This is a genomic window from Mesorhizobium sp. WSM3879 (genome assembly GCF_002294915.1).
Taxonomy (GTDB): Bacteria; Pseudomonadota; Alphaproteobacteria; order Rhizobiales; family Rhizobiaceae; genus Mesorhizobium.
The window spans coordinates 266,882-285,128 of record NZ_NSFZ01000005.1 but is presented as its reverse complement, the minus strand read 5'-3'; the positions used below and the strand labels follow the sequence as shown (position 1 = coordinate 285,128).

Below are 18,247 nucleotides of genomic sequence, written 5' to 3'. Positions count from 1 at the left end.
TTTCCCATTCGCGTGAAATGTTCCCGTCATGAATTGATCAAATAATAAACCTGCCCTGCCCAAATTTTGGCCTTTGTGGCATGTTTATGACAAGGTGAGACGTTTTTTGGGAGATGTAGTACAGCTTTTGGGCTGATTTTGGGCAGTGCATTCTTTGCTGCAGACGAACGACGGTTGCACGTCGTAGGAATCACTCGCTCAGGTAAGTTCTTCGCATTAAATACTGGTTAATGTTTCGGGTTCTACTGTCGAGGATTTCGCTATAGTGAATAGGTGGCGATGCAGGGGTGTGCGCCGCAGCATGGCAGAGTCGATGCCGCGAAACCCGTGGCTTCATGTGCATTTGGCCTTGCCGCAAAGGTCTCGCCTTAATAGAGTGGCAAACTGTTGCTGTCATAGTCTGGATGGGTCGGAAAGGCCGGAAGCAACCGGTCGGATTGGGCAGCCAGAAATAGCTCTCTGGCGGAACGGGGAGTTACGCGGGTGGGTAAGCCACAGCCTTTGCATGCGCGTGCCGGTTGACGGGCCGACGAGCATGTCTTTGCCAAAGTTCATCGTCGGGATGATATTCACGCTCGCTGTTGTAGTCGGCTGGTCCTGGCTCGACGGCGAATCGCTTGGCACCATCATCATGCGCGCCGTGATTTGCGCTGTCGGCATTCAGGTGGGGTACTTCGTTCTGGTGTTCGCCATGATCGCAAGGAGCGGGCCGATACCCGCCGACAAGGCGCGGCAGGCCGACCGCGGCATCAAGGTGCCCGATGGCGAAAAGCTAACCGCCCGGCGCGGCAGCCTCCGCTGATCTTTCAGCCGGCGCCGGGGGCGGCGTATTGTCGGCCAATGTTGCGGTTTCCCGTTCGGCCCGTTCGCCGGAGAGCATCCTGGCCAGCCGGCTGCCCGACTTTGCTTTCAGCCGCTGATATTGCCCGACCTCGACGATGCGGCCGCCCTCGATGGCCACGACCCAGTCGGCAAAGGCGATCATCGACGGCCGATGCGCGATGGTGAGGATAGTCATCTTGCCGCGCAGTTCCTCGATCGATTGAGCGATCAGCGACTGATTCTGCCAGTCGAGCGCGCTCGTCGCCTCGTCGAGGATGAGCAGCGAGGGTTCGCGCAGCAGCGCCCGTGCCAGCGCGATGCGCTGACGTTCGCCGCCGGAAAGCCTGACGCCGCGATCGCCCACCACCGTTTCGAGCCTCCCGTCGAGCCGCTCGACGAAGTCGGCCGCATGAGCCTTGCGCAGCGCAGCCCAAAGCTCCTCGTCGCCGGCCTGCGGCGCCGCCAGGCGCAGATTGGCGCCGATTGTGTCGTGCAGCAGAAACACGTCCTGCGGCACATAGGCCACCTGGCCGCGCCAGGCCCTGCGGTTTTGCGCGGTGATCTCGACACCGTCCGCCAGGATCCCGCCCTGGCTCGGCTCGAGCAGCCCAAGCAGCATGTCGGCGATCGTGCTCTTGCCCGAACCGGACGGGCCGATCAGCGCCGTCACCTCGCCAGCGGGAAGGCCGAAGCTAATGCCGCTCACCACCGGCCTTCCATCGCCGTCGCCATAGGCGAACGAGACGTCGCGGATATCCAGGCCCCTGTCGAGCGACAGCCTTGCGTTCGGCGCGGCATCGCCGGGCTCCATCTCGCGCTCGGCATCGAAGCGCGCCTGCAGGGCCTGCATGGCGGTGTAGGCCGGCAGGTTGATCAGCATCTGCTGCGCCTGCACCTGCATGTCCATGAAGCGGGGCGCGACCCGCATGAAGACCAGGAGCAACACGACGAGTTCCGCAAGGGAGAGATGGAAGCGGACCAGCGCGATGTAGATGAACAGGCTGAGCCCCATTACGCTCGCGACCTGGAAAAGCGCGGTGCCGATGGTGCTGTTGCGGACATAGGCGACATTGTCCGCCTTCATCTTGTCCAGCGTCGCGCGGAGTTGCGCGAAATAGCTCGCCTCGACATTCAGGCTCTTGGCCACCTTGATGCCGCCGAGGAACTCCGACACCGTGCGGTATTGGTCCTGGCGGCTGCCGGTCAGCACGCGACCGTAGGCGGTGGCGCGCGCACGGAAGGGCTGCAGCGCGATGAACAAGAGCACGCCGATCAGGATGGCGAAGCACGTCATCACCGGCGAGATGAACACCGACACCACGAGATAGCCGGCAAGCAGCAGCGCCGTCTGGGCGAGCATCAGCAGCGAGAAGGCTGCGGACTGAACGCGGTCGATGTCGCCGGTCAGCGCGTGGTCGAGATCGGAGCTGCGCATGCGGGTGAAGACACCCCAGCGCGCCTTGCCGATGCTCTCGAACAGGTTCATGCGCACCCGGTTGACGAAGTCGTAGAGCAGCCGCGCCATGTAGAGCGACTTGAAGCGGTTGAACATCGCCTGCAGCGCCACCAGCGCGACGAGCAGGCAGAGCACCGTCGCCAGCGAGAGCGTCCCGCCCGGCACCAGCCAGCGCAAGGCGCCCGGTACGCGCACGGCGAAATCCTGGTCGGCACTGCCGATCAGATGCAAGAGCGGGATCAAAAGCAGGATCGAAAGGCCCTCGGTCACACTCCCGAGGACCAGGAAAGCAAGCGCCGTCAGCGTGCGCTGCCCGCCGATATGCGCCATGACACCACCGAAGCCGGCCACGTCCCGCAAAAGTGTCAGGCGAAGTTTCGAGGACCAGGCCATGCCGCTGCTCACCTTGCCCGGGCCAGATCGCGCTCGATCAGGGCGACGGCCTCGTCGATCCGCTCCAGGCCTGCCGGCACTTCGAGCCGGCTGACGCCGATCCGGCCGGCAAGCTGCGCGCATTGCTGGAGATGGGTGGACGCGAAATCGCCGACCAGCGCCTGCCGGCCGAACCGCGTGACATAGGAGAACTTGATGATCGCCGGCAGGGCGGCGGCGCCCTTTAGCGGCGTGATCGCCGCCTGCCCGTCGCGCTCCAGCAAATAGATCCGGGCCGCCGGCACGGCCTCGCCGGAGAACCCTTCCTGCAGGCGATGCTGCGCCTTCTCGATCTGCGGATGCACCTGCGGCCACACCTCCGCTCGGCCGATCCTGATGGCGTTCGCGGCATCCGCTGCAAGCTTGAGCTGCGGAAAGCCGGGCAGGATCATCGGCCGTGAGGGGGCGGACAGGTCCAGCGCCACGACATCGTCGGTAAGCAGAAGGTGACCGGCGCGGATCATCGCGCCCGCCGTCGTCGACTTGCCGGCACCCTTGTCGCCCATGAAGATCACGCTTTGCCCGCCAACGGCGATCGCGCTGGCGTGCAGGACGAGCAGACCGCGCTGATGCAGCGTGAGCGCCAGCACCGGACCGAGGAGCGGAAAGGCAAGCAGCGGATCATCGACGCCCGGCGCCGGATCGACATCGATCCTGGAGGCATCGCTGATTAGGAAGGTGCCGACGGCTTGCCAGGACAGGTACTGGCGTGTCGGCTCGAAGCGAAAGGCCGCGGCGTTCGGCAATGCAGCCTCCGGAAAATCGATCGGCCCAACAGCGATCTCGATGTCCGATGTTGCCGGCGCGGTCGGTTCCAGTTCCGGCAAAGCCACCTCCGACCCGATCGTCAGGCCGTACGCCTTGTAGAACCGACGGGCACGCCCGTTTCGAGGGGCCGCTTCGATGGCGGAGCCGGGCCTCGCGGCAAGAGAAGCGGCTGGAGAGTTCATGCAGGGCTTCCATGCTGTTGGACCTGCCGCAGCCATAGCGACAGTGAGGCCGAACGCCAGATATGCTGGACGTCGGGCAGCGTCGCCTGCTCGGGCCGCTGCAGCATGCGCGCATAGACCGCGTTCACCTCGGGCAGATTGACATAGGGGGCGATCAAGTCGTTGTCCGACACCAGCAGCCGGTCCAGGAGATCGCGATGGTTGACGATCATGCCTTTGACCAGGCTGGCGGTGAAATCGATCTTGTCGCGCCGCCACTGCACCGCCGGCGGCAGCACGCCTTCCATAGCCCGGCGCAACACATGGCGGCCGAAGCCGTTGCGCAGCTTTTCCTCGCCCGGCAGTGCCAGGCAGAATTCAACCAGCGGCTTGTCCCAGAACGGATAGCGCGGTTCGATGGCGAAATTGGCGGCGGCCTTGTCGAGAACCTCGAAAGCATGGGACACCAGCCCGGTGGACAAAAGCCAGCGATGGGTCAGCGCTTCGCTGGTGCTGACATTGGCGGGCATAAAGGCCGTGCGATGGAAACGTTCGGCGAGATCGGTGCGCCTGGCAAGCTCCGGATTGACCAGTCCTGCCCAGGCCGCGCGCGGTGCATGGGAGGGTCTGCGCCGCAGTTTTCCGAGCAGGCGCCTGGCCTTCGCCCTCATCCTGGCAATCCGCCAGGCCGGCCCGTAGGAGGCGAGGAACTTGAAGTACAGAGGCAGCATCCCGTCGCCATAGGTGTTGGCGGCACTGTGCAGCTCGCACCACAGCTCCAGCCACCTGCCGCGATGGGCGAGCTCATGCAGATACCCATGACCTTGCGATACGACCTCGTCACCGCCGTGGCCGTCGAGAAGCACTGTGACGCCCTTAGCGCTCGCGGTGCGATAGACGCTGCGGGTCAAGGACAGACCGGGCGCCAGGAAGGTCCCTTCCTGTTCCTCCAGAATGCGATCAAACTCGGCGAAGGGCGCATAGTTGCCGACCGCGATCAGCGTGCCGTCGAGCCCATATTGCTCCAGCACTGCATCGATGAAGGGCCGCTCGTCCATCGAAGACCCCCTCTCGAAGACCAGCGAGAAAGTTTTGAGCTTCGGCTTCTGCGTCGCCGCAGCTTGAAGTCCGGCCATGCAGGCGATCGAGGACGAATCGAGCCCACCACTCAGCATGGCACCGACGAACGGATTGCCCCGCATCCGGTTTTCAACCGATCGCGCGAAAAGATGCAGGAACTCGTCCGCTGCATCCGAACGCAGCGGCCTTTGTGACGGCTCAATCTCCCAGTAGCGGCTCAGCACGACCTGATTGTTGGTCACCGTCATGCTGTGCCGAGCGGGCAAGCGAAAGATCTCCGCATAGAGCGTGGATTGCGGATCGTCCGGCAGGCCGGCGAGGAAGCCGGAAATCTGATGCTCGCTGAGCGCCCTGCCGACACCGTCCAGCGCCAGAAGTGGGCCGATCTCCGAGGCGAAGGCAAAGCGCCTGTCGGCGCAGTGGTAGTAGAAAGGTTTGACGCCGAAATGGTCGCGCGCGCAAAACAGCGCCCGGCGCTCGGCGTCCCAGACCGCGAAGGCGAAATCGCCTTGCAGGTAGGTCGGACAGGCCTCGCCCCATTTGAGATAGGCGTGCATCAGCAGTATGGCGTCGGCGGCCGATCGGTCGCGCACACCGAGCCGCGCCAGAAGCTCCTCGCGGTTGTCCAGCCGGCAATCGGCCGTAATGGCGAGCTTGCCGCCGGCCATTGTCAGCGGCCCAGGGCCCTGCTCGCCGGTCGTGTTGAGCCAGGCATGGCCTAGTGCTGCGTGTCTGTCCGTCCACCATGAGCTGCCGTCGCGCGCCCGGTGGCGCATGCGCGCCAGCATCTGCTGGATGTCGGCCGCCGCCGCTGGGCTGCCATCCTGTCTGAGCAGAATTCCGGCGACGCCGCTCATCGCCTAGTGTCCGTGATCGACAAGATGGGCAAAGCCGTTGATGGAGCCGCCAAGCACGATGTGGTCGCCGCTGATCAGCCAGGCATGCGCCTTGAGATCGGCGCCGGGGTCGCGCGCGATGCCGATGCTGATCGTGGAGGCCTTGCCCTGGCGGGCAAGCAGATACTGTCCGGCGAGCGCCTGGGTAAGGCAGCTGGCGCCCGGCACGTATCGCGCAGCAGCGGCAACGCCCCATGCGACGCGCCGCAGATCGGCGATGGCAGCGTCATTCCTCGCTTCCAGTCGAGTCACCAGAGTGCGCATGCGATTATAGGACGAAAGCGTAAGCCCCAGCCGCACGAGGCTGACCACTGCCAGGCAGCGCGCCAGAAACAGCGCCTCCGGCCCGCTAAGCGAGCGGACCCTAGGCCAGTTCCTCATGGTGGAACCTCGCAAGCCCGGCTTCGATCAGTCCCTTGAGCAAGCCCTCGACATCGGCCTTGCAGCGTTCTGTATCGACATCATAGCGGGCGAGCACCGCGCTTGTTATGTCGGGGATCGGTCGTGGCTCCTGGATCAGCTCCCAAATGTAGGCGCCGACGCCGTTCAGGCTGTAGTAGATGTTGGATTTAAGATGGAGCAGCGCCAGTCCGTTGCCGAATTCACAAGCCACGGCATCGCCGCTCGCGACCACGCGGTCATGGTTCGATGGGTTCCAGTGCATCCTAAAACCTCATTGTTGAACGCTTGCGTGACCTCGACCGGGATCGGTTGCCTGCGATCCTTAGGGAGTCCAGGTAGCCCGGGCAGGAGGCCCCGGCTCAGTGTTCGAAGAAAGGGAACGCCCGGAGCCCCAACTGTGACAACTCCGGGCGCTACAAGCTCAGGAGAAGGTGAGCTCACCGACCGGTGTGTGCGCGGGAAATGCCGCGTCAAGCGCCGTCGTCCCGGAGGCACCCTGCGTGATCGTTTCGATCGAACCGTGAACCGTCAGGCTTGGGGTCTCGTACTCTTGCTTTTCAACATTCTGTTCCATTCTATTCTCCAATTAAGACTGGAAGCGGCGTCGGAATGCCGCCAGCATATTGCTATGCTGCATCGCAATTGCTGCACGGCAACATTTATGAGTCAAGCCTGATTTACCAGGTAGTAATCAATTCTTGGTTGCGCATGCCTGCGTCGGTGATGACGTCGCCGGCTTTTGCATCTCGGGCGAACAGCACTCGAACGTTCAACATAGCCTTTTTGCCGTCTAAGTAAGCATATGATTTGATTGGCATAAGTCCGTAAGCTTAAGTGGCTATGTGGGAATCGCGAAGAAAATACTTCAGAAAATAGCGAATGCCGGCTCGCCTCGCCGCCACCGGATTTGTCTTCAAAAGTGATCGGCCATGAGCGAATATGAACGCTCAGGTTGCAGGCGCGAGGCGGCTTGGGATGGGCCTGGATGGGGCTCCTGATTTTTTGGCGATGCTTTTCTTCGCAGTTGCGGTATAAGGCCCCCGCGGGCGGTTTTGCGGAGAGACGACAACGGGCATGACCGTGCAGGACGCTTCTTACGACAGGCTGCGTGCGACCGGCAGTGCCGACGAAGTCGCCTATGTGCAGGCCTGTCTGCGGCTGTTCTTCAATCCGACAGCGCGCGCGGTCGACCATGGCGGTATGCCGGCTCCGGCAATCTGCGTGGCAGACATTACCGACATTGCGAGGTTGAACAAGGTCGCCGTCTTTATGCTCAAGGCTCTCTCGCATGGGGCCACCGGCGCGACGCCTCCCGAATTGCTCGCATGGCTCGATGGCTATCGCCGGCGTACCATGTCGATGAATGCCGCCTGCATCGGCGATTCGATCGCCATCCATCAGGTGTTGCAGGACAGGCAGATCGACTTCGTCTTCCTGAAGGGACCGCTCCAGCAGCAATTGCTCTACGGCGACCATTTCATGAAGCCGTCCGGCGACGTCGATATTCTGGTTTGCCCGTCCGGCTTCGCTGCCGCCCGCGAAGCCCTTCGCTCGGCCGGCTACGAGGTCGCCGGCAAGTCCCGGTCGGTCTGGTGGGTGCGTTTCCTCGGCGAGCAGCACATGGTCCGCGACGATGGCGTGCGGGCCGCAACGGTCGATCTCCATTATCGGCTGCAGCAGCCGGGCTCGCCGAGCCCGCGCGACATCGACGGCTTCCTGCGCCGCAAGCGCGAGGTCAAGGTTGCGGGCACCTCCATGCCCCTGATCTCGGCGTCCGACACGTTGCTCTTGTCCTGCATCAGCGTCGCCAAAGCCTTCTTCAACCGCGAGCCCTGCGCCGGCTATGTCTGCGACGTCAGAGCCGCCGCCCGCAGGCTGAACGAAGCCGAGCAGCAGAAACTGCTCGACCATGCTGCGGAGCAGGGCCTTGCCGACACGCTGCTGCTTGGCTTGCGCGCGGCCGACGTTCTGCTTGGCGGTACCGCCACGCTGCTTTCGGAGCGCGCCACCCGGATCCTGGCGCGCATCGAGAATGCCGACCTCTTCCACATGGTGATCGCGCCCTGGCTGTCCTCGTTGCGCTGGCCGCAGCGGCGAACGGTGCTGTGGGAGCTCTGCGGTCGCGAGCCGGTGCGCTATCTGGCGGAGGCCGGCTGGGCGGCTTCCGCCGATCTCAGCCGGCGGATCTTCGAGCGACCGGCCGCGGCCGCGCCGGTGCGGGGCAACGCATGAAGATTCGGTTTTGCATTCATAGGTGGGCGGTCACTCATGCAATCGAAAGGTGAATCATGGCCGTGACGACCCCAAGGGTCTGCGTCATCATCGCCGCCCGCAACGCGGCGCGGACCATACCGGTCGCCATCGCTTCGGCTCTGCGCGAGCCGGAGGTGGCGGAAGTCGTCGTGGTCGACGACGCCTCCACCGACGACACACAGAACGTGGCGCGCGCCGCCGATGATGGCAGCGGTCGGCTCAAGGTGATGCGTCTCGACGTCAACCATGGTCCGTCCTTTGCGCGCAACGCCGCGATCAAGGCTTCCGTTTCGCCTTTCATCAGCATCCTCGACGCCGACGATTTCTTCCTCGAAGGGCGTTTCCGCCGGCTGTTTGCCAACGCCGACTGGGATTTCGCGGCGGACAACATCATGCTGATCAGGGACGATGCCGCGACCGACCCCACCAAGGTCGCAGCTCCGTCCTTCGCGCCAGAACCGCAATTCCTCGACTTCGAGCGTTTCATCGAAGGCAACATTTCTCGCCGCCGCGTGCTGCGCGGCGAACTGGGCTTCCTCAAGCCGGTGATCAGCCGGGCGTTCCTCGATCGTCACGGGCTGAGCTACGATGAAAAGCTGCGGCTCGGCGAGGACTACGAGCTCTATGCGCGCGCGGTCGCCTGCGGCGCGCGTTTCAAGATCATCAAGTCCTGCGGCTATGGCGCGATCGTTCGCGCCGACTCGCTGAGCGGCCGCCACAGGACGCAGGACCTGAAGCGGCTTGCCGATGCCGACCTGGCCTTGCTGGCGCTGGGCAACCTGCCGGAGGGCTCGAAGGCCGCGTTGCGGCGCCACGAGCGCCATGTGCGCGACAAATACCGGCTGCGGAATTTCCTTGACGTGAAGGCGGAGCGCGGCCTGGCATCGGCCGCCGCCTATGCCTTGGCCAGCCAGTCCAATCTGATCCCGATCGTTCGCGGCGTGGCGGCCGACAAGCTGGACGCCTTGCTCCGCCGCGCCGGCATTGCTGCGAAGCAGCAGGTGCCGCCGATGCGCTTCCTGTTGCCGGCAACAAGTCCCGCGACGGAATGATCCGACAAAGGCGGTCAGCGCGGGCGCCGTTCCCAAAAAAATCCGCTTTCCGAAACTACGAGGTTGCCTACGTGCCCCGAGAATGGCAAGCTATGCTGCGGTGCAGCAATTTCGAAAGGCCGATCGAATGGCTTCGATTTTTGGCTTCAGATCCAGGGATCCGGCTCGTGACCGGCAGACCGATCTCCAGCGGCTCGACCGTCTGGCGAAGCTGTTCGACCAGATCTCTGCCGAGATCGAAGCGGAAAAGACCGGTCTGGAGAACCGCTATCGGTCGACGGCGACCAACGCCGCTTTCCTGGTCGAGGCAATGGAGAACGGCTCCGCGTCGACAGACAAGTCGTCGGATGTCAACACGATGACCGGCGCGATCCTGAATTACGAGCGGCGCATCGCCGAACTCACGCGTCAGAAAGGTCTGATGAAGGAACTGCGTCATTCGCTCGACGCGATTGTCGACGATGGTGTCGGGCAACCCGGTTCGCAGGCCGCACAGGCGAGGTCTGCGGGCAGAGGCTGACAGCGCTTCCAGGCGCGGTCATAGCTGCAAGAGATTAGAGGAGTAAGAGGCGGAGGATCAGAAGCGGCTCTCTGGAGGCGGGCCAGGAATGACTTTGGGTTGGGGCGGACAGCACAAAGGTAAGTTTGTCATGAACGCATATCCGAACGACACCTCCACCGCGGCTGCTTGCAGCATGCCGCGCGCGAATTCGAACAGGTCGAAGACGCCTAAGCTCTGGCTCGCCGGCGCATTGCTTGCGACCGCGGCCGCTATTGTGGCACCACCCCATTCGGTGCATGCCGAGGAGATGCAGAGCGCGCCGTCCTTCGTCGACAATTTTTCGAGTTTCGACCGTTCGCGCTGGTTCGTCTCCGACGGCTGGAGCAACGGCAATCATCAGAACTGCACATGGTCGAAGGACCTTGTCCGACTTTCGGACGGCGTGCTGTCGCTGAGCTTCGAAAAGCGCAAGCTGAAGGATCGCGACTTCGCCTGCGCCGAGGTCCAGACCAAGCAGCGCTATGGCTACGGCGTCTATGAGGCGCGGATGAAGACCGATACCGGATCCGGCCTCAATGCCGCCTTTTTCACCTATATCGGACCGCAGGACAAAAAGCCCTGGGACGAGATCGACTTCGAGGTCCTCACCAAGGACCCGACCAAAGTCCAGGTGAACAGCTATATCCAAGGCAAGCCGAAGAACGGCAAGCTGGTCGACGTCGAAGGCGGCGCCGATAAGGGCTTCAACGACTATGGGTTCGTCTGGGAGAAGGACCGGCTGCGCTGGTATGTCAACGGCAAGCTGGTCAACGAGGTGACCAACCCGGACGAATTGCCGACCAATCCGCAAAAAATATTCTTCAGCTTGTGGGGCAGCGACAAACTGACCAACTGGATGGGCGCCTTCGCCGATCCCGGCCGCAAGGTGACCATGCAGGTCAAGCGCATCGCTTTCACAGCGCTCGGCCAGCCGTGCCAGTTCCCGGAGTCGCTGGCATGCACCATAACCAACAGCAACTAGGCATGTCCCCCAAAGTAGGAACTGGTTTTGGGATGCGGATCATGCCGAATATCTAGGCCTCATGGGCCTGGGGGACATCTTAACTGGCCGGGCCGTTTTTGCGGCCCGGCCTTAAACAGGAATAGAACCAAATGAATTTGACGGTGTTTGGAATTGGCTATGTCGGTCTCGTCCAGGCCGCAGTGCTTGCGGAAGTCGGGCACGAGGTGGTGTGCGTCGACATCGACGAAGCGAAGGTGGACCGGCTCAACCAGGGTTTCATCCCGATTTTCGAGCCAGGACTGGAAGCTCTCGTCAAGGAGAACCACGCCGCCGGCCGCATCCGCTTCACCACCGACGCGGCCGCGGCGGTCAAGCATGGCCAGATCCAGATGATCGCGGTCGGCACGCCCCCTGGCGAGGATGGCTCGGCCGACCTGAAGTACGTGCTTGCCGTCGCCGAGGCCATCGGCCGCGAGATGGACGCGCCCAAGATTGTCGTCGGCAAGTCCACCGTGCCGGTCGGCACCTGCGAGAAGATCAAGGAAAGGGTCGCCCAGACGCTGAAGGCGCGCGGCCGCGAGGACCTGACCTTCGACGTCGCTTCGAATCCGGAATTCCTCAAGGAAGGCTCGGCAGTCGCCGACTGCATGAAGCCGGACCGCATCATCGTCGGGACGTCGAGCGAGGCCACCGAGGCGGTGATGCGCGAGCTTTACGCGCCGTTCAACCGCAACCACGAGAAGATGATCGTGATGGATGTCCGCAGCGCCGAGTTCACAAAGTATGCGGCCAACTGCATGCTGGCGACCAAGATCAGCTTCATGAACGAGATGGCGAACCTCGCCGAACAATTGGGCGCCGACATAGAGGAGGTGCGCAAGGGCATCGGCAGCGATCCGCGCATCGGCTACCACTTCATCTATCCCGGCCTCGGCTATGGCGGCTCCTGCTTCCCCAAGGATGTGCGCGCGCTGATCAAGACCGCCGAGGGCGTCAAGTTCGACGCCAAGCTGCTGCGCGCCGTCGAAGAGCGCAACAACGCGCAAAAATCGGTGCTGTTCGACAAGGTCAACCGCTATTTCCAGGGCGCCCTCAAGGGCAAGACGTTTGCGCTGTGGGGCCTGGCCTTCAAGCCGAACACCGACGACATGCGCGAGGCTCCGTCGCGCACGCTGATGGAGGCGCTTTGGGCCGCCGGCGCCAAGGTGCAGGCTTACGATCCGGAGGCCATGCAGGAGTGCCAGGCCATCTACGGCCAGCGCGAGGACCTTCTCTTGTGCGGGACCAAGGAAGCGGCCCTGCGCGGCGCCGACGCGCTTCTCATCTGCACCGAATGGAAGAGCTTCAGGGCTCCCTCCTTCGACGCGCTCAAGGACGCGCTGTCGACACCGGTCATCTTCGACGGCCGCAACCTCTACGACCCGAAGGTCATCGCCCGCTACGGCATCGAATACCACTCGATCGGCAGGATGGCGGCATGACAGTGTCCGCCGCCAGCTTCCCGCCGCATGGCTCCGGCGAACGACAGTGGGACCGACAATGATGGAGGGTCGATAATGATCGTGCGCGTTTCGGGAGATTCGATCTGATGGTGATGGACGTTCAGCCCGAACAAATCGCCAACGAGCATTTCGACCTCGTCGTCATCGGTTCCGGGTTCGGTTCAGCCTTTTTCCTGCATGAGTTCCTGAAGCGGCGCAAAGCCCGGGTCTTGGTGCTGGAATGGGGCCGCCACAACACGCATGAATGGCAGCTTGACCAGAACGCCAACACCGACATAGACGACGAGAGCACTTATAAGACCGACAATGCCGACAAGCCGTGGAACTACACGATCGGCCTCGGCGGTGGCACCAACTGCTGGTTCGCGCAAACGCCGCGTTTCCATCCCAACGACTTCAGGCTGAAGAGCACATACGGCGTCGGCAACGACTGGCCGATCAGCTATGACGAGCTGGAGCCGTTCTACTGCGACGCCGAGGAGGTCATGTCGATCTCCGGCGACCCCGACATGGCCCGGATGCTGCCGCGTTCGCGGCCGTTTCCGCAGCCGCCGCACCGCATGTCGACGCCGGACCGCATGATGAAGGCGGCGCAGCCGGAGCAGCATTTCGTCATGCCGACCGCCCGCGCCCGCGTCGCGACGGCGCAGCGCAACTCATGCTGCGCCAACCTCAGATGCTGGCTGTGCCCGGCCGACGCCAAGTTCACCGCCAACAATGGTTTGATGCACGTCTTCCAGCACGCGGATGTATCGGTATGCCTGGGCGCCGAAGTGCGCCGGCTCGATCATTCAGCCGGCTCGGTGCGTTCGGTTGCCTTCGTGCGCGACGGCAAGGAATATTCGGTCAGCGGCGATCTCGTCATCCTTGGCGCCAACGCCATCCAGAGTCCGGCGATCATGCTACGCTCGGGGCTCGGCGGCGAATTCGTCGGGCTCGGCCTGCATGAATCCTATGGCTGGAACTACGAGGTCTATCTCGACGGCGTCGACAATTTCGACGGCAGCACCATCACCACCGGTTTGAATTTCGGCCTCTATGACGGCCCGCATCGCGCCGAGCACGCGGCGGCGCTGGTCTATTTCGAGAACCGCTGGCAGCACGGCATGCGAGCCGAGAAGGGGCGGCTGCGGCAGGCGCTGCCGCTGGTCATCGTCACCGAAAACCTGCTCGACCCGGAAAACCGGGTGATCCTCGACAAGAACGAGAACGCCTTCGTCAGCTTCAAGGGTGCCTCCGACTATGCAACCAAGGGCATGGCCAAGGCGCTCGAGAGGCTGCCGGCGCTGCTCAAGCCTCTTCCGGTCGAGCAGATATTCGATCGCGGCATAAGGCCGACCGAATCGCATGTGCAGGGCACCTTGCGGATGGGCACCGGCCCGGCCGACTCGGTGGTCGACCGCGACATGATCCACCACCAGCTCCGGAACCTCGTCGTCGTCGGTACCAGCACCTATCCGAGCTGTTCCTGCGCCAACCCAAGCCTGACCGCCGCGGCGCTTTCGCTGCGGGCGGCGAGCCGGCTGGCATGAAGGAGGGGTCGATGAAGATCACGCGACGCACCGCATTGGCCGTTGTTGCCGGCGGCATTGCTTCGACCGGCATCGCCGCTGCGGCCGTATCGTCCTTCTCGGATGAAGATCTGGTCCGCATCACGCTCGAGAAATACTTCGGCCCGCTCAACATGCGCATCGAGCACCTGCAGCAATTCGTGCTCGAATTCCGCAACCGCAACCCGTGGATATTCCCGAGCGAAAAGCTGGCGGACGCGGTGACGCTTTTGGAGACCGTGAGGCTCGACAGGGCGCGCGAATTGCTGCCCAGGCGCAAGCAGCAGGATGTCGGGAATTTCGAGCGCTGGGTCATCGCCGAGTTCCACATGCTGACCGATTATGCCTGGCGCAGCTCGCCCAATGATCCGATCCGCTTCACCGGCTGGCATCCATGCACCAATCCTTTCGCCAACCTCGAGCAGCAGACTGCCTGAACACTGCCCGCCGGCATGTTTGCCGGCAAGCCAGGAAAACTGGCCAAGAAAAATGTGACAAGGAGCCGAACATGAAAGTTCTCTTCGCAGGCGGAAACGGCTATCCGCCGCAATTCAGCGGCGGCGTCCAGTCGAGCACCCATCATCTGGCGGAACAGTTGATCGAACACGGTCATGAGGCATCGGTGCTTGCGGCCTTGTTCGGCCAGGGCATGTTCGGATACAAGGCGCGCGCCAAGATGAAGCTCCTCGGTCAGCGCGCCGTCATCGACAATTTCCCCGGCTATCCGGTGGTGCGCGCCTGGTTCCCCTGGGAAGCGGCCGCCTTTGCCGTCAAGAAGCTTCAGCCGGACGTAGCGGTGGTGCAGTGTCACAAATCGGTTCCGCTCGGCAAGGCGCTGGAGGCCGAGGGCGTGCCGCTGGTGGTCTATCTCAGGAATGTGGAATTCCATGAACTCGGGGGCGATCTGCGCGAGCTGAACTCGGCGTCTTACATCGCCAATTCCGAGTTCACGGCGCGCACTTACAAGCGCGAGTTCGGCATCGATTCCACGGTGATCCCGCCGACCATCGATCCGGCCTCTTACAGCACGCCGACGACGGGCGAGTACGTCACCTTTATCAATCCCTACGAGGAAAAGGGTTTCGAGCTGGCGGTGCGGATCGCGGCCGCCTGCCCGGAGATCCCTTTCCTGTTTGTCGAAAGCTGGAAGCTGGATGACGATCACCGCGCCCGCGTCGCGGAAACGATCGCGCCGTTCTCCAATATCAAGCTCGAAAACCGCACCGACGACATGAAAACTCTCTACGGCCGCACCAGGATCCTGCTAGCGCCGAGCAAATGGGAAGAGGCGTGGGGTCGCGTTGCCTCGGAGGCCCATTGCAGCGGTATTCCCGTCGTCGGCTCGCGCCGCGGCGGCCTGCCCGAAGCGATCGGCTCGGGCGGCGTCGTGCTGGACTATGACGCGCCGCTCGAGGACTGGGTCACGGCGCTCAGGCGGCTGTGGAACGATCGCGAGGAATATGAGCGAGTCTCGGAAGCCGCGCTCACGTTCTCGCAGCGCCCTGAACTCGATCCCGAGCGCCAGTTCGCCACCTTCTTCGCCTTGCTGGACAGGGCTGCCCGGCAGCGCGCCCGGCGCGCTGCTTAATGCATTTCGCCCAGAAATCTGCAGCGGTTCTGGGCGCGACAGGCATCAAACAACGACTCAAACGTCGACTGAATTCGATTCGGCGCGAGGCACCTTAAATCCGCGTAAGGTTTTGCTTACGCTGGCCTTTTGACCCGGCTCTTCAGCATTTCATAGGCGCGTTCGCCGAGCAGGGCGCGGGCGGCGGTCTTGATGACCTTCTTGCGCCCCTCGGGCGAATTGATCTGCCTGAGCCGTGCCGGCAGGTTGCGGGCCGCCTGCTCCAGCGCCGGCAAGGAAAACGCGTCGGGAAAGCTCACGATGTTGGTTTCGACGCACAGCACGGGCTTGCCCGATAGCTTGGCGATCTTGAGCGCCTGCTCGTGCTCGCTCTCGATGAACAGGATGGCGTCCGACTTGCGATAGAACTCGGCCTTGAAGCTGCCATGCGCGCCAAGCCGCTGCCGCTCGGCCTTGCTCGGCAAGTCGAGCATGACGAGATGGTCATATTTGATCTCGTGCTTGGCCAGCCAGGCTTCAGTCAGCTTGCGGTACTTTTCCAGCCGGCTGGTCACCAGCCAGCCGATCTTGCGCGTCGGCCCGAGAAGCGGCCGCGCCTCGGTGAGGAATTTCTCGTAGGCCGGGCCGTCGTCATTCTCGTCCGCCGTCGGATCGAGGCAAAGCACGCCGTCTATGTCGACGCAGCATTGCTCGAGGAAGACGTGGTGCATGAAGTTCCACTGAAACATCCTGGGATGCGGCACGACCTCGAAGACGATGTCGGTTTCCTTGTGCTGCGAAATCAGGCCGAACACGGCCACGTAGACGAAATCGCCCGGGATGCCGGCAGCCGCGATTTTGCTGCGCGCGTCGCGCATGGCGTTGCCGCCGCTGACGCTGTCGTCGATCACCAGGATCTTGCGCATTTCGGAATGCTGCCGATCGAGCGCCGCGCGCCGCTTGGTGACCCCCGAGGTGTAGATCTTGCCGGCGAGAAAGCTGTCGAGATCGGTCATCGGGATATTCGCCGTCAGGCTGACCAGCGTCGCGGCGAGGATCCCGCTTCGCGGCACGCCGACCACCAGGTCGATGTCGCGCGGCAGCCGGTGCAGGTTCCGCGCGATCGCGTCGTTCATGTCTGAGATCGATCGGTAATTCATGCTGTTGCCTAACCCTCAAAAATCAGCAGTTTTGGGCTGCCCGGCCGCGGCCGGAATGCCTGGCGGTTTGCGCCGGCAAGGTCATTTCGCCTCGCTGGGCGCGGGGGAAAACCCGCGCGCCGGGATCAGCCGCAGCGCCTCCCGAAGCGCCTCGCGGCCGGCGCCGAAGGCGAGCGCGACGATGATGGTGACGACATAGGACAGCACCGCGCCGCCTGCGAGAGCGATGATGGGCTGCGCCGGCAGCATCGGCTTGGCGACCCAGACCAGGGCCAGCGCCAGATGCGCGCCGAGCACGAAGGGGGCGGCTGCGTGCAGCACATGGCTCGCCCGCAGCGGCCCGGCCTTGCCGACATAGAGCCACAGGAAAGGCGTCCGCAAATATTCGCTGACCGCATAGGCGACCGCGACGCCGAGCGCGCCATAAGGGAGGCCGATGGCGAAGGCCAGCACCGAGGTGACGGCGGTGATGATGCCCCAGCGCATGAAATCGCCCGAACGGCCCTGGCTGACGAACAGCCATCCGGCCGGATTGTTGAGCGGCTGCAGCAGGCCGGCGAAGCCCAGCGCGAGGAAAATGTTGGCGCTCTCCCGCCATTGCGGGCCGAGCACGAAAGGAATGAGCGTATCCGACATGGCGGTGGCGAAGGCCACGCCCGGCAACGCCACCAGGAGGATCAGCGGCATGACGCGCAGATAGGCGCTGCGATAACGGTCCGGCTCGTCCTTCAGCCGCGAAAGTGCCGGCACCATCACCTTCGACAGCGGGTTGGTGATCTGGCTGAGCGGGAAAAGCAGCAGCTTGTAGGCGCGGTCGTAGAGGCCGAGCTGCGCCTCGCCCCAATATTTGCCGATCAGCACATTGTCGAGATTGCGGGCGAAGAAATTGGCGAAGTTGAAGCCGGTGATGCCGGCGCCGAAATTGATCAGCTGGCTGATGCCTTCGACCTTGCGCGGCAGCCCCGGACGCCAGCGCGATGACACCCAGTAGCAAAGCGTCGGCAACACGGCGCCGGTCAGGGTGCCGGCAAAAAGCGCCCAATAGGAGCGGTCGATGAAGGTCCAGGCGATCGAGACCACAAGGCCCGTAACGGCGCTGGCGACGTCGATGACGGCGAGCCGGCTGAATTCCATGCGGCGCGTCAGCAGCGCCAGATGCTGGGCGCCGAGACCATAGGCCATGATCTGCAGGCCGAAGGCGGCAACCAGCCCGGTGACGCGCGGCTCGCCGTAGAAGGTGGCGACCAGGGGAGCCGCCGCAGCAAGCACGCAGGCCAGGATCACGCTCACCGCCGTGTTGATCCAGAAGAGGTAGTTGACCTCCTCGTGCCGGATGCCGGTTTTCTGGATCGTCGCCTGGGTCAGGCCGAAATCCTGGAACAGCGCGATGAAGGCGAGCACCGGCGCGCACATCGCCACGACGCCGAAATCCTGCGGCGACAAAAGCCGCGACAGCACGATGACCGACACGATTTGGGTGGCGACCCGCACGCCCTGCGCCATCGCGGTGACGACGGCGCCGCGCCCGACCGATCTGCGCAGGGAGCCCTCGGGCGGATCGAATGCACTGGTTTCCAAATTCTGGATTCCTGATTTTGCGCCAGTCATCATCGCGACCGGCGCCCGCCGCCATGCACAAAC

General features: G+C 63.4%; 17 protein-coding genes. 9 read left to right on the top strand and 8 right to left on the bottom strand.

Features of this window, described 5'->3' with window-relative positions; all coding sequences use genetic code 11:
• Positions 1 to 535 precede the first annotated feature (535 nt).
• Positions 536 to 802 (top strand): exopolysaccharide production repressor exox, encoded by a 267-nt coding sequence (locus CK218_RS14310; protein WP_095828217.1) that lies wholly within the window; start codon positions 536 to 538, stop codon positions 800 to 802.
• On the opposite strand, the gene CK218_RS14305 is transcribed toward CK218_RS14310, so the two are convergent.
• The 6 genes from CK218_RS14305 to CK218_RS14280 form a co-directional block, all read right to left on the bottom strand.
• The gene (locus tag CK218_RS14305; RefSeq protein WP_095828128.1) at positions 773 to 2,671 is read right to left on the bottom strand and encodes an ABC transporter ATP-binding protein; all 1,899 of its coding nucleotides are present in this window, start codon (positions 2,669 to 2,671) and stop codon (positions 773 to 775) included. The genes CK218_RS14310 and CK218_RS14305 overlap by 30 nt on opposite strands.
• Positions 2,672 to 2,679: 8 nt before the next feature.
• On the bottom strand, positions 2,680 to 3,660 hold the full coding sequence (locus tag CK218_RS14300) for a serine kinase (RefSeq protein ID WP_095828127.1): 981 nt from the start codon (positions 3,658 to 3,660) through the stop codon (positions 2,680 to 2,682).
• Complete coding sequence (locus CK218_RS14295) at positions 3,657 to 5,576, bottom strand: lasso peptide isopeptide bond-forming cyclase (RefSeq protein WP_095828126.1); 1,920 nt, start codon at positions 5,574 to 5,576, stop codon at positions 3,657 to 3,659. The genes CK218_RS14300 and CK218_RS14295 overlap by 4 nt, the downstream gene beginning before the upstream one ends.
• Before the next feature lie 3 nt (positions 5,577 to 5,579).
• Positions 5,580 to 5,996: a lasso peptide biosynthesis B2 protein gene (locus CK218_RS14290; protein WP_095828125.1), complete on the bottom strand. Its 417-nt coding sequence runs from the start codon at positions 5,994 to 5,996 to the stop codon at positions 5,580 to 5,582.
• Positions 5,980 to 6,279: a PqqD family protein gene (locus tag CK218_RS14285; RefSeq protein ID WP_067003437.1), complete on the bottom strand. Its 300-nt coding sequence runs from the start codon at positions 6,277 to 6,279 to the stop codon at positions 5,980 to 5,982. The genes CK218_RS14290 and CK218_RS14285 overlap by 17 nt, the downstream gene beginning before the upstream one ends.
• A 159-nt stretch (positions 6,280 to 6,438) precedes the next feature.
• Entirely contained in the window at positions 6,439 to 6,591 is a 153-nt protein-coding gene (locus CK218_RS14280) for a lasso peptide (protein WP_082953851.1), read from the bottom strand.
• A gap of 500 nt (positions 6,592 to 7,091) precedes the next feature.
• Between CK218_RS14280 and CK218_RS14275 the strand changes: the two genes are divergently transcribed.
• From CK218_RS14275 to CK218_RS14240, 8 genes are all read left to right on the top strand, one after another.
• The gene (locus tag CK218_RS14275) at positions 7,092 to 8,249 is read left to right on the top strand and encodes a nucleotidyltransferase family protein (protein ID WP_095828124.1); all 1,158 of its coding nucleotides are present in this window, start codon (positions 7,092 to 7,094) and stop codon (positions 8,247 to 8,249) included.
• Positions 8,250 to 8,305: 56 nt separating this feature from the next.
• Complete coding sequence (locus CK218_RS14270; protein WP_095828123.1) at positions 8,306 to 9,322, top strand: glycosyltransferase; 1,017 nt, start codon at positions 8,306 to 8,308, stop codon at positions 9,320 to 9,322.
• Between the two features lie 127 nt (positions 9,323 to 9,449).
• Positions 9,450 to 9,842, top strand: coding sequence for a hypothetical protein (locus CK218_RS14265; protein ID WP_095828216.1), 393 nt, complete (start codon positions 9,450 to 9,452; stop codon positions 9,840 to 9,842).
• A gap of 130 nt (positions 9,843 to 9,972) precedes the next feature.
• The gene (locus CK218_RS14260; protein WP_095828122.1) at positions 9,973 to 10,845 is read left to right on the top strand and encodes a glycoside hydrolase family 16 protein; all 873 of its coding nucleotides are present in this window, start codon (positions 9,973 to 9,975) and stop codon (positions 10,843 to 10,845) included.
• A gap of 131 nt (positions 10,846 to 10,976) precedes the next feature.
• Positions 10,977 to 12,308: a UDP-glucose/GDP-mannose dehydrogenase family protein gene (locus tag CK218_RS14255; RefSeq protein ID WP_067003446.1), complete on the top strand. Its 1,332-nt coding sequence runs from the start codon at positions 10,977 to 10,979 to the stop codon at positions 12,306 to 12,308.
• A 107-nt stretch (positions 12,309 to 12,415) separates the two neighbouring features.
• Complete coding sequence (locus tag CK218_RS14250; protein ID WP_067003448.1) at positions 12,416 to 13,861, top strand: GMC family oxidoreductase; 1,446 nt, start codon at positions 12,416 to 12,418, stop codon at positions 13,859 to 13,861.
• A gap of 11 nt (positions 13,862 to 13,872) precedes the next feature.
• Positions 13,873 to 14,316: a hypothetical protein gene (locus CK218_RS14245; RefSeq protein ID WP_067003730.1), complete on the top strand. Its 444-nt coding sequence runs from the start codon at positions 13,873 to 13,875 to the stop codon at positions 14,314 to 14,316.
• A gap of 71 nt (positions 14,317 to 14,387) precedes the next feature.
• Entirely contained in the window at positions 14,388 to 15,467 is a 1,080-nt protein-coding gene (locus CK218_RS14240; protein ID WP_067003450.1) for a glycosyltransferase, read from the top strand.
• 116 nt (positions 15,468 to 15,583) lie between these two features.
• Here CK218_RS14240 and CK218_RS14235 read toward each other — a convergent pair whose 3' ends face one another.
• Positions 15,584 to 16,606 (bottom strand): phosphoribosyltransferase, encoded by a 1,023-nt coding sequence (locus CK218_RS14235; RefSeq protein ID WP_095828121.1) that lies wholly within the window; start codon positions 16,604 to 16,606, stop codon positions 15,584 to 15,586.
• Between the two features lie 81 nt (positions 16,607 to 16,687).
• On the bottom strand, positions 16,688 to 18,184 hold the full coding sequence (locus CK218_RS14230; protein ID WP_095782280.1) for a lipopolysaccharide biosynthesis protein: 1,497 nt from the start codon (positions 18,182 to 18,184) through the stop codon (positions 16,688 to 16,690).
• Positions 18,185 to 18,247: the final 63 nt, after the last annotated feature.

Coding starts and splice junctions, on each gene's coding strand:
- CK218_RS14310 (WP_095828217.1), top strand. CDS start 536: ATGTCTTTGCCAAAGTTCATCGTCGGGATGATATTCACGCTCGCTGTT.
- CK218_RS14305 (WP_095828128.1), bottom strand. CDS start 2,671: ATGGCCTGGTCCTCGAAACTTCGCCTGACACTTTTGCGGGACGTGGCC.
- CK218_RS14300 (WP_095828127.1), bottom strand. CDS start 3,660: ATGAACTCTCCAGCCGCTTCTCTTGCCGCGAGGCCCGGCTCCGCCATC.
- CK218_RS14295 (WP_095828126.1), bottom strand. CDS start 5,576: ATGAGCGGCGTCGCCGGAATTCTGCTCAGACAGGATGGCAGCCCAGCG.
- CK218_RS14290 (WP_095828125.1), bottom strand. CDS start 5,996: ATGAGGAACTGGCCTAGGGTCCGCTCGCTTAGCGGGCCGGAGGCGCTG.
- CK218_RS14285 (WP_067003437.1), bottom strand. CDS start 6,279: ATGCACTGGAACCCATCGAACCATGACCGCGTGGTCGCGAGCGGCGAT.
- CK218_RS14280 (WP_082953851.1), bottom strand. CDS start 6,591: ATGGAACAGAATGTTGAAAAGCAAGAGTACGAGACCCCAAGCCTGACG.
- CK218_RS14275 (WP_095828124.1), top strand. CDS start 7,092: ATGACCGTGCAGGACGCTTCTTACGACAGGCTGCGTGCGACCGGCAGT.
- CK218_RS14270 (WP_095828123.1), top strand. CDS start 8,306: ATGGCCGTGACGACCCCAAGGGTCTGCGTCATCATCGCCGCCCGCAAC.
- CK218_RS14265 (WP_095828216.1), top strand. CDS start 9,450: ATGGCTTCGATTTTTGGCTTCAGATCCAGGGATCCGGCTCGTGACCGG.
- CK218_RS14260 (WP_095828122.1), top strand. CDS start 9,973: ATGAACGCATATCCGAACGACACCTCCACCGCGGCTGCTTGCAGCATG.
- CK218_RS14255 (WP_067003446.1), top strand. CDS start 10,977: ATGAATTTGACGGTGTTTGGAATTGGCTATGTCGGTCTCGTCCAGGCC.
- CK218_RS14250 (WP_067003448.1), top strand. CDS start 12,416: ATGGTGATGGACGTTCAGCCCGAACAAATCGCCAACGAGCATTTCGAC.
- CK218_RS14245 (WP_067003730.1), top strand. CDS start 13,873: ATGAAGATCACGCGACGCACCGCATTGGCCGTTGTTGCCGGCGGCATT.
- CK218_RS14240 (WP_067003450.1), top strand. CDS start 14,388: ATGAAAGTTCTCTTCGCAGGCGGAAACGGCTATCCGCCGCAATTCAGC.
- CK218_RS14235 (WP_095828121.1), bottom strand. CDS start 16,606: ATGAATTACCGATCGATCTCAGACATGAACGACGCGATCGCGCGGAAC.